Source organism: Tsukamurella sp. M9C, assembly GCF_020169415.1.
Taxonomy (GTDB): domain Bacteria; phylum Actinomycetota; class Actinomycetes; order Mycobacteriales; family Mycobacteriaceae; genus Tsukamurella.
Window position 1 is genome coordinate 79,010 of sequence record NZ_JAIULG010000002.1, and the last position, 13,361, is coordinate 92,370.

The 13,361-nt window shown below is 71.9% G+C and carries 14 protein-coding genes; 7 read left to right on the forward strand and 7 right to left on the reverse strand.

Annotated features, from left to right (window positions below):
* Nucleotides 1-3: 3 nt before the first annotated feature.
* The gene (locus tag LB823_RS01655) at nucleotides 4-420 is read left to right on the forward strand and encodes an A24 family peptidase (protein ID WP_224645019.1); all 417 of its coding nucleotides are present in this window, start codon (nucleotides 4-6) and stop codon (nucleotides 418-420) included.
* On the opposite strand, the gene LB823_RS01660 is transcribed toward LB823_RS01655, so the two are convergent.
* Nucleotides 417-1,775, reverse strand: coding sequence for a DUF2252 domain-containing protein (locus tag LB823_RS01660; RefSeq protein ID WP_224645020.1), 1,359 nt, complete (start codon nucleotides 1,773-1,775; stop codon nucleotides 417-419). The two genes, LB823_RS01655 and LB823_RS01660, sit on opposite strands and share 4 nt — an antisense overlap.
* 157 nt (nucleotides 1,776-1,932) lie before the next feature.
* Here LB823_RS01660 and LB823_RS01665 point away from each other — a divergent pair, with 157 nt between their 5' ends.
* Genes LB823_RS01665 through LB823_RS01690 form a run of 6 tightly spaced genes read left to right on the forward strand, consistent with a single transcriptional unit; the run spans nucleotide 1,933 to nucleotide 7,754 of the window.
* Complete coding sequence (locus LB823_RS01665) at nucleotides 1,933-3,027, forward strand: LLM class flavin-dependent oxidoreductase (RefSeq protein WP_224645021.1); 1,095 nt, start codon at nucleotides 1,933-1,935, stop codon at nucleotides 3,025-3,027.
* Nucleotides 3,027-4,055, forward strand: coding sequence for an MsnO8 family LLM class oxidoreductase (locus tag LB823_RS01670; RefSeq protein WP_224645022.1), 1,029 nt, complete (start codon nucleotides 3,027-3,029; stop codon nucleotides 4,053-4,055). Before LB823_RS01665 ends, LB823_RS01670 begins: the two co-directional genes overlap by 1 nt.
* A complete protein-coding gene (locus LB823_RS01675) occupies nucleotides 4,040-5,392 on the forward strand; it encodes an LLM class flavin-dependent oxidoreductase (protein WP_224645023.1) in 1,353 nt (450 codons plus the stop codon). The genes LB823_RS01670 and LB823_RS01675 overlap by 16 nt, the downstream gene beginning before the upstream one ends.
* Before the next feature lie 55 nt (nucleotides 5,393-5,447).
* Nucleotides 5,448-7,073 carry a class I adenylate-forming enzyme family protein gene (locus tag LB823_RS01680; protein WP_224645024.1) on the forward strand — a complete coding sequence of 542 codons (1,626 nt, stop codon included), beginning with the start codon at nucleotides 5,448-5,450 and terminating at the stop codon, nucleotides 7,071-7,073.
* Between the two features lie 55 nt (nucleotides 7,074-7,128).
* On the forward strand, nucleotides 7,129-7,362 hold the full coding sequence (locus tag LB823_RS01685; protein WP_224645025.1) for a type II toxin-antitoxin system Phd/YefM family antitoxin: 234 nt from the start codon (nucleotides 7,129-7,131) through the stop codon (nucleotides 7,360-7,362).
* Nucleotides 7,359-7,754 carry a type II toxin-antitoxin system VapC family toxin gene (locus LB823_RS01690; protein WP_224645026.1) on the forward strand — a complete coding sequence of 132 codons (396 nt, stop codon included), beginning with the start codon at nucleotides 7,359-7,361 and terminating at the stop codon, nucleotides 7,752-7,754. Before LB823_RS01685 ends, LB823_RS01690 begins: the two co-directional genes overlap by 4 nt.
* A 25-nt stretch (nucleotides 7,755-7,779) precedes the next feature.
* Here the strand turns inward: LB823_RS01690 and LB823_RS01695 are convergent, their stop codons facing one another.
* The 6 genes from LB823_RS01695 to LB823_RS01720 are packed head-to-tail and all read right to left on the reverse strand — an operon-like array spanning nucleotide 7,780 to nucleotide 13,315.
* Entirely contained in the window at nucleotides 7,780-8,790 is a 1,011-nt protein-coding gene (locus LB823_RS01695) for an LLM class flavin-dependent oxidoreductase (protein WP_224645027.1), read from the reverse strand.
* Between the two features lie 3 nt (nucleotides 8,791-8,793).
* Nucleotides 8,794-9,711: an ABC transporter substrate-binding protein gene (locus tag LB823_RS01700; RefSeq protein ID WP_224645028.1), complete on the reverse strand. Its 918-nt coding sequence runs from the start codon at nucleotides 9,709-9,711 to the stop codon at nucleotides 8,794-8,796.
* A gap of 32 nt (nucleotides 9,712-9,743) precedes the next feature.
* Nucleotides 9,744-10,514, reverse strand: coding sequence for an amino acid ABC transporter ATP-binding protein (locus LB823_RS01705; RefSeq protein ID WP_224645029.1), 771 nt, complete (start codon nucleotides 10,512-10,514; stop codon nucleotides 9,744-9,746).
* Nucleotides 10,511-11,485, reverse strand: a complete 975-nt coding sequence (locus LB823_RS01710) for an amino acid ABC transporter permease (protein WP_224645030.1) — start codon at nucleotides 11,483-11,485, stop codon at nucleotides 10,511-10,513. The genes LB823_RS01705 and LB823_RS01710 overlap by 4 nt, the downstream gene beginning before the upstream one ends.
* Before the next feature lie 42 nt (nucleotides 11,486-11,527).
* Nucleotides 11,528-12,205 carry a response regulator transcription factor gene (locus LB823_RS01715; protein ID WP_224645031.1) on the reverse strand — a complete coding sequence of 226 codons (678 nt, stop codon included), beginning with the start codon at nucleotides 12,203-12,205 and terminating at the stop codon, nucleotides 11,528-11,530.
* Complete coding sequence (locus LB823_RS01720) at nucleotides 12,206-13,315, reverse strand: histidine kinase (RefSeq protein ID WP_224645032.1); 1,110 nt, start codon at nucleotides 13,313-13,315, stop codon at nucleotides 12,206-12,208.
* Between the last annotated feature and the right edge of the window lie 46 nt (nucleotides 13,316-13,361).

Consider the following 13,361-nt stretch of genomic DNA (forward strand, 5'->3'; position numbering starts at 1 on the left):
CCCGTGGAGTGGGGGCTCTTCGGGGGTGTCTTCCTGGCGTGGTGCGCCGCGCTGTGCTGGTTCGACGTGCGGGAACGGAGGCTCCCGAACGTCCTGACCCTGCCCGCCGCGAGCGTCGCTCTCGCCGGCTCGCTCTGGGCCGTGTTCGAGGGTGACTCCGCCCCGCTGGCCGGAGCCGCCGTCTGGACCGCGGTGAACGGCGCCGCCTTCCTCGCGCGCGGCATGGGTGCGGGCGATGTGAAGCTGGCGCCGGCCCTCGGTGCCGCCGTCGCCTGGTCGGGTGGCGTCCCCGCGGTACTCCTGGTGATCCTCGGCGCGCAGCTGCTCACGCTCGCCTGGGCGCTCACCACCCGCGACCGCACGGTGCCGCACGGCCCGCCGATGATCGCCGCCGCGCTGTTCGCGGGGTTCGCGACCTAGGGCCAGCCCGGTGCGGCCGGGACCGTTCCGGCGGCGACGGCGTCCGCCAACTGGGCGTGGTCGCGACTGTTCTGCTCGGCGTACGCGAACGCGAAGTCGGTGAAGGCGTCGGCCACGCGCGGCGCGGCGCCGAGGTAGCCGTCGATCTGCGCGGCGTCGCTGCTACGGGCGTGGGCGCGGGCGAGGACGTGGCCACAGGCCTCGGCGAACGCCGGGAGCCGGGGCGCGATGACGGCGCCGTCGGGGATCACCTTGCCGTCCCGGAACTGCCGGACGTAGTAGTCCATCCCGTCGATCGAGGTCCAGCCGACGAACATGTCCGTGGAGGCCTGGATGAGGCGCTGCCCCTGCACCACCCGCGCCCCGTGGGTCGAGTACCGGCTAGGCCCCAGGAACTGCTCGTAGACGGAGGGGCCGGCCTGTTTGACCTGGAGGAACAGCGCGTCGCCCGTGCGGCGTTCCTCGCTCAGCGTGAGGAACACCCGCATGCCGACGCTGCCGACGCCGACCACCTGCTGGACGGCGTCGACGAGGTCGTAGCGCGACCACAGGTGCGCGATGTGGTCGGCGATGCTCTCGCGGTACTGCGTGACGATCGTGTCGAGCTGTTCCGCGTACTCGCTGAGGGCGTGCGTGCGGTACGGCGGATCCTCGATGATCTGGCGGGTCCCGTCGACCAGCTGTGTGAACTTCTTGAGGGCCCCGCGCTGGGAACGCTTGTCGGCGCGCTTCTCGATCTGCTCCTCCACCCGATGCTCGTCGTCGGGCGCGAGATACTCGGCGAGCTGCGTGACGTCGACGTTGTCGTACCAGATGTCCAGCTCCGGCCACGAGGCGTACGTCGAGATCCACTCGCGATAGCCCTGGTAGCCGCGGCGCACCGCCTCGCGGGCGACCTCCGAGGTGAGCCCGTTGCTCTCGGCGAGGATGACCAGGCTGGTGAGGAACCGCTTGACGTCCCATTCGAAGGGCCCGGGCAGGGTCTCGTCGAAGTCGCGGAGATCGAACAGGAGGTTGCGCTCGGGGCTGCGCCACATGCCGAAGTTGAGGATGTGCGCGTCGCCGCAGAGCTGCACCTGCAGGTCCGTGTGCGGTGCGGACGCGAGGTCCGCCGCCATGACCGCGGCGGCGCCGCGGTAGTAGGTCCAGGGTGACGCCGCCATGCGGCCGTGCCGGATGGGCAGGAGGGCGGTGTCGCGGATCGCGTTCTGCGCGAGGATCGTCTCCAGTGCATCGTGGCCCCGGGTCTCGGGATTCCACATCCCGATGGCGCTGCGGGGCGCCTGCTTCCTGGCTGCCTTGCCCGCTGCAGCGGGTGCCGTCGCGTCTCCGGCGCCGGTGATCGGAGTGTTCATGATCGCAGTGTGCGTCCTCACGGGCCGCGTGCGGCGGCGAATGGCAGGGAATCTTCCTGCGATCTTCATATTCGGCGAACGCCGCCGCGCGATTCCCTTGGATCCACGGTGAGCGCAAGGGGTCACAGACGAAACCGCGCGGCATACCGTCGAATCCGTGACCGCACCGACCTCACGCCCTGTCCTCGGGATAGCCCTGGAGCCGTTCGGCTGGCATCCCGCAGCGTTCGCGGAGGTCGGCGCGGATCCACTGGAGGCCACCTCCGCGGAGCACTGGGTTGGGCTGGCCCGCTCCGCGGAGGTGGCCGCCGCCGACCTCGTGACCTTCGAGGACTCCTTCTCGCTCACCGCCCGCGACCGCCTCACCGGCCGGTTCGACGCCACCCTGCTCGCCGCTCGGGTGGCGCCCTCGGTCCCGCGGATCGGCCTGGTCCCCACGGTGACCGCCACCCATACCGAGCCCTTCCACGCCTCGAAGGCGATCGCGACTCTCGACTACGTCAGCGGCGGTCGCGCCGGGGTGCTCCCCGCCACCACGGGCGACGCGGCCGACGCGGCCCTCTTCGGCCGGAAGGCGCCGCAGGACGCGGCGTCGCGTGCCGCCGAGGCCCGCGAGTACATCGAGGTGCTGCAGGACCTCTGGGACAGCTGGGAGGACGAGGCCATCGTCAAGGACCTCGCCACGGGCCGGTTCGTCGACCGGGACCGGCTGCACTACATCGACTTCCAGGGCGAGAACTTCTCCGTCAAGGGACCGTCGATCACGCCGCGGCCCCCGCAGGGGCGGCCGCCCGTGATCGCGCGGGTCACCGACGCCGCCTCCGAGTCCGTGGCCGCGGGCGTCGACGTCGCGATCGTCCCCGCGGCACCCGACGATCAGCTCGTCGAGACCGCCCGGCGGCTCCGCGCATCCGGGGTGCCGCTGGTCCTCGTCGACGTCACCGTCCATCTCGCCGACTCCGAGCGCACCGCGCTGCGCCGCATCGAGAAGCTGGACCGGCGCGAGCCCGCGGACGACGACACGCACGTCTTCGCCGGCACGGGGGAGTCCCTGGCGCGCACCGTCTCCGAATGGCAGTCCCTCGGCTTCGACGGTGCCCGCCTGCGCCCCGGCGTCAACGCCGTCGACCTGCCCCGCCTGCGCTCCGCGTTCGCGCCGCTCCTCCCCGGAGCCCCGCGGACAGGAACTTTCCGCGAGATCCTCGGCCTCGCACCCGCGGTCAACCGTTTCGCCGCTGTGAAGGGAGCCTGATGACCGGGCTGAACGTCCTCGACCTCGCGCCCATCCCGGACGGCGGCACACCGTCGGACGCGCTGCGCAACACCCTGGACCTCGCGCGCCGCGCCGAGGACTGGGGCTACGGCCGGTACTGGGTCGCCGAGCACCACTTCGCGCACGTCGCGAGCGCCGCCCCGGCCGTGCTGATCGGCGAGATCCTGGCCCGCACCAGCCGGATCCGCGTCGGATCTGCCGCGGTGCTCATCGGCTTCACCACCGCGCCCGCCGTCGCCGACGCCTTCGGGGTGCTCGCCGCGCTGCATCCCGGCCGGGTGGACATCGGCCTCGGGCGGACGGGGCAGCGCCTGCGGACGCCCCCGCCGGGAGCGCCCGCGCCGAACCCCGCGATCGTCGCCGGCTACGAGCAGCTCTACCACCCGAAGGCGGAGCCCCCGAGTTACACCCAGCAGGTCGAGGACGTGCTCGACCTGGTCGGCGGCACGTTCAGCGCCGACGGGCACGCGCTGCGCTCGCCCGTTGCCGAGGCGGCCCGGGACGCGCCCGTGTGGATCTTCGGCAGCAGCGCGGGGGAGAGCGCGCAGCTCGCCGGTGCCCGTGGCCTGCCCTTCGTCGCCAACTACCACGTCAGCCCCTCCAGCACGCTGGAGGCGGCGCGGGCCTACCGCGAGGCCTTCCGGCCCTCCGACCGCCTCGCGGCGCCGCACCTCGTGGTGAGCGCCGACGTGGTGGTCGGCGACACCGACGCCCAGGCGCGGGAGCTCGCCGCCGGCTTCCCCGCGTGGGTGCACTCGATCCGCTACGGCACCGGCGCGATCGCCTACCCGCGCGACAGCGCCGGCCTCAGCGACGAGGAGCGCGCGAAGGTCGCCGACCGGACCGACACCCAGTTCGTCGGCGAGCCCGGCCGCGTCGCCGACGGGCTGCGTGCCCTCGTCGAGCGCACCGGCGCCGACGAGCTGGTGATCACCTCGGTCACCCACGACCACGCCGCGCGGCTGCGCAGCCACGAACTCCTGGCCAAGGAATGGGGCCTCCTGTGACCGCCGACCGCGCCGACGTCCCCGTCCGAGAGGGCGTGCACCGCAAGCCGATCCACCTCGCCGCGCATTTCCCCGGCGTCAATCACAACACCGTGTGGTCGGATCCCGCGGCCCGCAGCCAGGTGGAGTTCGACTCCTTCGTCCACCTCGCGCGCGCCGCCGAGCGCGCCAAGTTCGACTTCTTCTTCCTCGCCGAGGGGCTGCGGCTGCGCGAGCACCTCGGGCGCATCCACGACCTCGACGTGGTGGGCCGGCCCGACACGTTCACGGTGCTCGCGGCGCTGGCCGCCGTCACCGACCGGATCGGCCTCGCGGGCACCATCAACACGACCTTCAACGAGCCCTTCGACGTGGCGCGGCAGTTCGGCACGCTCGATCACCTCAGCGGTGGCCGTGCCGCCTGGAACATGGTCACGAGCTCCGACGCCTTCACCGGAGAGAACTTCCGCCGCGGGGGATACCTCGCGCACGCGGATCGGTACCACCGCGCCGACGAGTTCGTGACCGTCGCGCGGAAGTTCTGGGACGGGTGGGGCGACGGCGACGTCGTGCACCACGGGACGCAGTTCGACGTGCGCGGTTCGGCGCCGCTCCCGCCGTCGCCGCAGGGGCACCCCGTCCTGCTGCAGGCGGGGGACTCCGGCGAGGGACGCGACTTCGCCGCGGCGCAGGCCGACGCGATCTTCACCCGACACGGCTCGCTCGAGAGCGGACGTACCTTCTACGCCGACGTCAAGCGTCGTGCCGCCGATCGCGGCCGGACCCCCGACCATCTCAAGGTCTTCCCAGGTGCCGCCGCCGTCGTCGGCGATACGCCGGACGAGGCGCAGGAGAAGGCGCGCGACATCCGGCGCCGGCAGGTGAGCCCGCAGACCGCGCTCAATTTCCTCGAGCAGGTGTGGGGCCGGGAGCTGCAGTCCTTCGATCCCGACGGTCCGCTGCCCGACGTGGATCCGGTGTACGACGCCCCGGCGGTGCAGGGCCGCGTGCTGCACGCCGATCCCCGCGAGATCGTCGCCACCTACCGCGCCCGGGCCGAGGCCGGCGGCCTCTCCATCCGCGAGCTGGTCATCGAGCTCAACACCCGGCCCCAGTTCGTGGGGACGGCCCAGCAGGTGGCCGACGAGATCGACACCTACATCCAGGCCGACGCCGCCGACGGCTTCATCCTGGTTCCGCATCTCACGCCCACCGGGTTGGACGAGTTCATCGACGGCGTGGTCCCGCTGCTGCAGGAGCGGGGGGCCTTCCGTACCGAGTACGCGGGCACCACCCTCCGCGATCACCTCGGCCTGCCCGTCCCGGGGACGGCGTCGGGGGCGCAGCGCGCCGGTTAGCGCCTCTTCACTGGATTGCCTCGCGCGCCCGGCTGGAACCGGTTAGCGTGCGGCCATGAGCCGTGCGATGCGTCCCGATCTGTCCGGTGTCGACCCCCTCGTGGTCAACCTCACCCACCGCGTGTGCCTGGGCGACCTGCCCACCCGCGCCGCCCGCTCCTTCGGCGATCGCATCGCGCTCGTCGACGGCGGCACGACGGTGACCTACCGCGAGCTGGAGAGCCGCTCGAACGCCCTCGCCCGGGGCCTCCAGGCACGCGGGTACGGCCGCGGCGACGCGATCGCCCTGCAGCTGCAGAACCGGTGGGAGTTCGTGGTCTCCCTGTTCGCGTGCGCGAAGCTCGGCGTCGTGGCGATGCCGCTGAACCTGCTGCTCGGCCCGGGCGACGTCGCGTACCAGCTCGGCGACAGCGGCGTCCGCGCCGTCATCACCGAGGACGTCTTCGCGCCCGCACTCACCGCGGCCCTGGACGCCGCCGACCACCGGGTCGAGGCCGTCCACATCGTGGCCAACGGCGGCGGCGTGCTGCCCGCCGAGGTGGGCGGCGTCCCGTCGACCGCCTTCGCCGACCTGCCCGACGCGGACGACGCCGTCGTGGAGACGATCGTCGAGGACCGGGACATCCTGCACTGCCTGTACACCTCGGGGACCACGGCCCGGCCGAAGGGTGTGGTCACCAGCCATGTTGCGGTGCACATCTCGGCGCTGTCCTCCGCGGTCGCGCTCGGCGTGCGGCCCGACGTGCAGCCGGCGGTGCAGCCGATCGCGCTGCCGCTCTTCCACGTCACCGCCCTCGACGCCCTGCTCATGCCGATGCTCGTCACCGGTGGCACCGCGGTCCTCCTGCGCGGCTTCGACCCGGCCGCGATCGCGGGCGCCTTCGTCGACCACCGGGTCACGCACCTGACGCTGCTGCCGATGATGTGGGCGGCCCTGCTCACCCGCCCCGAACTCACCGACGAGAACACCGCGTCGCTCCTCACCGGCCTGTACGCGATGGCGCCGATGCCGGCCGAGCTGCTGACGGCGTTGCGGGCCCGGTTCCCCGGCGCCGCCATCATTCTCGGTTCCGGGCAGACGGAGACGACCCCGGCGTCCGAGGTGCAGTGGACCGGCCACCAGGGCGTCAAGGACGACTCCTGGGGCCCGGCGACCGTCTCGACCGACGTCGCGATCATGGGCGACGACGGTGCGCTGCTCCCGCCGGGTGAGGTCGGCGAGATCGTCTACCGCGCACCGCAGCTCATGGAGGGTTACTGGAACAACGCCGCGGCGAACACGGAGGCCTTCGCGCACGGCTGGTTCCACGGCGGCGACATCGGATACCTGGACGACGAGGGCGTCGTCTACTTCACCGACCGCGCGAAGGACATCATCAAGTCGGGCGGCGAGAACGTCTCCTCGGTGGAGGTCGAGCGCGTCCTGCTCGGCCACGACGCGGTCGCCGAGGTCGCCGTCGTCGGTACCCCGCACGAGCGCTGGGGCGAGGCGGTGACGGCCTTCGTCGTGACGTCTCCGTCGGGCGAGGCCGACGGTGACGCCCTCCTCGACTACGCCCGGCAGAACCTCGCGGGGTTCAAGGCGCCCAAGGAGATCGTCTTCGTCGACGCCCTTCCGAAGACCGCGACCGGCAAGATCCAGAAGAACCTCGTCCGGACCCTTCGGGAGACGCACACGTAGTCCACTTGCGCCAGTCGGACTAGTAGCACTGGTCCGACAGGTGTAAGATGAGCTCATGCGCACCATCACCAGCACTGAGGCGAAGGCCAAGCTGAACGCCGTGCTCGCCGAGGTCGAGCGGACAGGCAGTCCGATCACCGTCACCTCGCACGGCCGCGCGGTGGCGGTCATCTCGCCCGCGAGTCCTCGGACGCGCACGTTCGGACAGTTCCCCGGCCTCACCATCCCTGACGACTTCGATGAGCCCCTTCCCGACGATGAGCTCGACGCCTGGGATTCCGCTTCGTGACCGCCGTCCTGCTCGACACCAACGCTCTTCTGTGGCTGGTCAAGTCGCCTGAGCTGGTCGCCCCACAGGCGCTCGCCGTGGTCGGGGATCCCGGCAACGACCTGTTCGTCTCGGCCGCTTCCGCCTGGGAGATCGCGATCAAGACTCGCCTCGGTCGCCTCGACGGATCGGGAATCCTCTCGAGCTGGAAGGAGACGCTGGAGTCCATGGCGGCGCAGGAGCTGGCGATGGACTCGGCGGACGCAACCCTGGCAGGGCAGCTCAATTGGGAGCATCGAGACCCGTTCGACCGCATGATCGTCGCCCAGGCCACGCGTCGGGGGCTGGCGATCGCGACCAGCGACCGCGTCATCAGGCAAGGTGCCATGACACCGATCATCGCCACCACGTAGCGCCTAGGGCCTGTGACCGATCCGGTCAGGCCGCCGACGACAGGGCGGGCAGCAGGCCGCGTGCGTCGGTGAGGATCTGCTCGTAGTCGCGCACGTCGAACTCGTACGGCAGTTCCAGACGGAACTCGGTGACCGGCCCGGATTCCGGGGAGAACGCGGGGTCGGCGCCGAGCCGCTCGGCGATCTCCGCGATCGGCCCCACGAGATCCTCGGCGAACAGCGTGCGCTTGTCGCCGTGCGGCGTCAGCGTGCGGTCGTAGCGCGACCGCGCGTACTCCCGGTAGCGCGCGACGGTGGCGCGGTCGGCGCTGTCCGTCGGCACGATCACCCGCCCGACGGCGACCCGCTTGCCGGCCCCGCCGGCGGCACGGAAGGCGTCGATGAGGGTGGCCTGGACCGTGCCGAAGTCATCGGAGTCGATGCCTGCGGCCGAGACGATGTTGCCGGTCAACAGGTGTAAGCCGGCCTCGCCGGTCCACCGGGACGAGCCGAGCGAGGTTCCGCCGTACCAGGAGCGGTCCGCCAGGCCGGGGGTGTGCGGCTGCAGCCGGGGCCGCTGCACGTTGCCGGGGGACTCGATCCGTGCGGTCTCGTCGCCGAGGTACGCGCCGCGCAGGTGCTCGACGGTGCGCGCCACCCGCGCGTGCCCGAACTCGAAGGTGCGCCACTCGCCCTCGAAGACGACGTCGGCGAGCAGGTCCGCATGCGGCATCCCGGTGGAGAAGCCGGGCTGCAGCCTGCCCCGGGAGAGGGCGTCCGCGAGCGACAGGTCCTCGGCCAAGCGGAACGGGTTCTCGTAGCCGATCGGGATCACCGCGGTGCCCAGCTCGATGGTCGACGTGCGCTGCGAGGCCGCCCCGAGGAACACGGCCGCGGAGGAGATGCCGTGCTCGAGGTGGCGCTGGCGCACCCAGGCGCCGCGGTAGCCCAGGCGCTCGCCGAATTCGATGAGGCGCAGCGTGTCCTCGAGACCGGAGGCGGGATCGTCGTCGACGTAGTTGCCCGGCGTGAGGAAGGCCAGCGACTCGATCGCCATCGGTCAGAACCCCGCGGTCGGGTTGATCTCGGACTTCGGCAGTGCCGAGGTCGGGACCTTCCACTTCTCGAAGAGCCGCTGGTACTCGCCGCGCGCGATGAGCGTGTTGATCGCCTGCGAGATCGCGGGCGCGATGGGGGAGCCCTTGGCCGTCACGAAACCGACCACGGTGGTGGAGTACTCACCGAGGAACTTCGTGCCGGGCACCTTGTCCACCAGGTAGCGCAGCGAGAGCGTCGGCCCGAAGTAGGCGTCCACCTTGTTGTTCTGCAGGCTGAGGATCACGGCGCCCTGGTCGTCGAGGTACTGGACGGTGTACGCGGGCTTGCCCTTCGACGTGCACTGGTCGACGCCCTTCTCCAGGATCTGCTGGAAGGTGGTGCCCGAGCCCGTGACGATCTTCTTGCCGCACAGGTCCTCCAGCGTCTTCACGCTCGTCAGACCGGAGTTCGACGAGCCGACGAAGGACTGGCCGTCGTTGAGGTAGGTCGCGAAGTCGACGACCTCGAGGCGCGGCTTGGTGACGCCGAAGTTGCCCTGGCCCACCTGGTACCGGCCGTTCTGGACGCCCGGGATGATCGTGGAGAAGGTCCCGATCTCCTGCTTCCAGGTCACGCCGAGGGCCTTGGCGACGGCGTTGCGGAGGTCCACGTCCAGGCCCACCGGGTTGCCGTCGGGGACCTCCCCGGCGTGCGGCAGGTTGTTGATGCCGGGCTGCCGGGTGAGCCCCAGCGTCAGCTCCTTCGTGCCGGCCGGCAGCAGCGCCTGGGAGGCGGGGTCCACCGCGACGGACGACACGACGTCCTGCGTCGGGATCGGGTAGCTCGAGCTCTGTGCCGCCGGATCGGACGAGCCGCCGCACGCCGAGAGGAGCGTGGCGGCGGCGATCAGGGGCAGGGCGAGCAGGGCGCGGCTGCGCATGGGGTCTCCTTGGACTCGGATCTAGCGGGGGATCAGCGCACGGCCGCGAGGAATTCGCGGGTGCGGGGGTGCTCGGCATCGGCGAAGATCGCGTCGGGCCGGCCGGTCTCGACGATGCGGCCGTCGTCCATGAAGATCACGGTGTCGGCGACGTCGCGGGCGAAGCCGATCTCGTGCGTCACCACGACGAGGGTCATGCCCGACTCCGCGAGGTCCCGGATCACGGCCAGCACCTCGCCGACCAGCTCCGGGTCGAGCGCCGAGGTGGGCTCGTCGAAGAGCACGACGTCGGGACGCATGGCCAGGGTGCGGGCGATCGCGACGCGCTGCTGCTGGCCGCCCGAGAGCTGCGACGGGTACGCCTTTTCGCGGCCCGCGAGCCCGACGCGGGCGAGGAGCTCGCGTCCGCGCTCGGCGGCTTCGGCGGGGGAGACGCCGGTGGCGAGCTGCCCCTCGGTGAGGTTCTCCAGGACGGTGAAGTGCGGGAACAGGTTGAACTGCTGGAAGACCATGCCGATGCGGCGGCGTTGGCGCGCCACGTCCCGGGGGTGCAGTTCGCGGAGCACGGTGGCATCGCCGCGGAGGCCGGCCTCGCGGTAGCCGATCAGGTCGTCATTGACGCGGACGTACCCGTCATCGGGGCGCTCCAGGTGGTTGATGCAGCGGAGCAGCGTCGACTTCCCGGACCCGGAGGGGCCGAGGATGATGGCGACCTCGCCCTGCGCGACGTCCAGGTCGACGCCGCGCAGCACCTCGGTGCCGCCGAAGGACTTCCGGAGCCCGCGGACCTCGATCGCGCTCATGCCCGGTCTCCCGTCGTGCGGACGGTGCGGGGGAGCCGGGGCCGCAGACGGGCCGCGTCGGCGAGGATCTCGCGGAACGGTCGGGCGTCCCGTCGGCCCCGGTTGAACCGGCGCTCGATGAAGTACTGGCCCACGGCCAACACGGAGGTGATCACGATGTACCAGATGGTCGCCACCAGCAGCAGCGGCATCACCTTGAAGTTCTGGTTGTAGACCAGCTGCACCGAGTAGAGCAGATCGGTCACGGCGATGACGCTGACCAGCGACGTGGACTTGAGCAGCCCGATCAGCAGGTTGCCGGACGCGGGGATGATGGCGGGCATCGCCTGTGGGAGGACGATCCGGCGGAAGATGCGGCGCGGGCTCAGGCCCAGCGACCGCGCGGCCTCCGTCTGGCCCGGGTCCACCGAGACGAGGCCGCCGCGCACGATCTCGGCGGCGAACGCGGCCACGTCGATGGTGAGCGCGATGAACGCTGCGACCAGCCCGCCGATCAGGTGGGTGGTGTTGAACGTGACGAACTCGGGCCCGAACGGGATGCCCAGCGACAGTTTCGGGTACAGCGAAGCGAGCTGGAACCAGAAGAGCAGCAGCACCAACGGCGGGACGGACCGCACGAGCCAGACGAAGACGAAGGACACCGTCTGGAGCACCGGGCCGCCCCACAGCCGCATCGCCGCGAGCCCGATCCCGAGCACGAAGCCGGCAGCGAAGGTGATCGCGGTGAGCCACAGCGTGAGCCACAGGCCCTTGAGAACCGCCTCCTGCGTGAAGTAGTGGGCGACCGTGGGCCATTCGAAACGCTCATTGGTGACGAGCGTGTTCACCAGCATCGCGCCGAGGACGGCCACGACGGCGGCCGCGATCCATCGTCCGGGGCGGCGCCGCGGCACGAGACGCACCGGTGCCGCGGAGGTGTCCGTCGGCGGGCCCTGTGCGGCCCGCGACGGGGAGAGAATCGTTGTCGCCATGATGTCCGACCGTAAGTCGTTGGCGCGCAGAGAAGAAGGTTTTCAATCGCCCTGACCGGATGCGGCGATCCCGGAATCGAAGGCGAAGCGGACGGCGTGCGCACGGTCCCGGAGCTGCGCCTTCGCGAACAGATTGTTGATGTGCGTCTTCACCGTCGACTCGCTCACGAACAGCCGCGCGGCGATGTCGCGGTTCGCGAGACCGTCGGCGATGAGCCGCAGCACCTCCGTCTCGCGGGGCGTCAGGTCGGCGGGCGTGACCGCCGGGGGCGACGGTGCCCGCCCGGCCCCGGAACCCCCGGTCGCCGACGCCAGCAGCCGCTGCTGCACCTGCGGGTCGAGCACCGACTGTCCCGCGGCGGCAGCGGTGATCGCGGCGGCGATCTCCGCCCGCCCCGCGTTCTTGGTGAGGTAGCCGCGCGCGCCCGCCTGGAGCCCGCGCAGGATCGACTCCTCGTCGTCGAACGTGGTGAGCAGGACGACGGCGGTGTCCGGTGCGTCGGCGAGGACGCGCTCGGTGGCGCCGGCGCCGTCGAGGTTCGGCATCCGCAGGTCGGTGAGAAGCACGTCGGGGCGGTGCTCGCGGACCAGCGCGACCGCCTCGACGCCATCGCCGGCGGCCCCGACCACCGCGATCCCGGGCATCAGGTCGAGCATCGCGGCGAGCGCCTCGCGCACCGCGGCCTGATCGTCGGCGACCACCACTCGGATGTCGTTCACTCACAGCTCCTTGATCGGATCGGACGGGCGGGGCAGGACCAGGCGGACCGCCCAGCCGCCGTCGCCGGTCGGCCCGGCGTGCAGCGAGCCGCCGGCCTCGGCCGCGCGCTCACGCATGCCGATCAGCCCCATGCCGGAGCCGTGCACGGCGGTCGCGGTCCCGGCCCCGTTGGTCACGGTGAGCTCGGCACCGTCGGGCACGGGGGAGAGGCGGACGGCGACGGGCGCGCCCGCGGCGTACCGTCGGGCGTTCGTGATCGCCTCCTGGGCGACCCGCAGGACCGCCCGGGCCTGTACGTCCGTCAGCTCGACCGGTTCGGTCGCGACGGTCTCGTCGGGGCCGTCCGCGAGGGCGGCGAGCGTCGCGGGCAGATCGACGGTGTCCTCCCGCAGCGCGTGGACGGCGCCGCGGGCCTCGGTGACGCCGTCCGCGATCGCGCCGCGGGCACGCTGGACGGCGGCGCGGGCGTCGTCGGGCCGGTTCGCCTCCAGGAGGGCGTCGGCGAGCTCGAGCTGCATACCCGCGCCGGAGAGGGTGTGGGCGAGGACGTCGTGCAGGTCGCGGGCGATGCGGGCGCGTTCGGCGAGCGCGCTGCTGCGCGACTCGGACTCCGCGGTCAGCTTCGTCTGTTCCACGAGCTGTTCGAGCGCCCGGGTGCGTTCGCGGCGGCTGCGACCGGCGATGCCGGCCCACACCGTCGCGGTGACCGAGACGCCGATCCAGATCGCGTTGAAGTCGGTGGGGCCGGTGAGCGATGCGGTCGCGGTGACGCTGGCGCCGGCGAGCACCGCGAGCGGGACGGAGATGCGGGCCGGGAACGCGCCGCCCAGGTGGACCGTCGAGATGTAGAGCAGGACACCGAGCGCGCCGTTCGGCTGGAGCGCGAACAGGACGCCGGCGGCGACCACCGTCGCAGCCTCGGTCGCGACCCGCGCGGGCAGCGGGACCCGGTCCTCCGGAAGGCACCGGACGACGACGCCGGCCGCGGCGATCGTGAACAGGATGGCGGTCCACGGGCTGTCGCGGTGGAAGTCGAGGGTCGCGCCGGCGACCACGACGCCGGCCACCGCGATGACGAGCGTGATCCTCGTCCGCAACCCGTCCAGCACCTCGTCATGATGGCACGCGATCGTGCGCGGTGCTTCCGACCCGCCC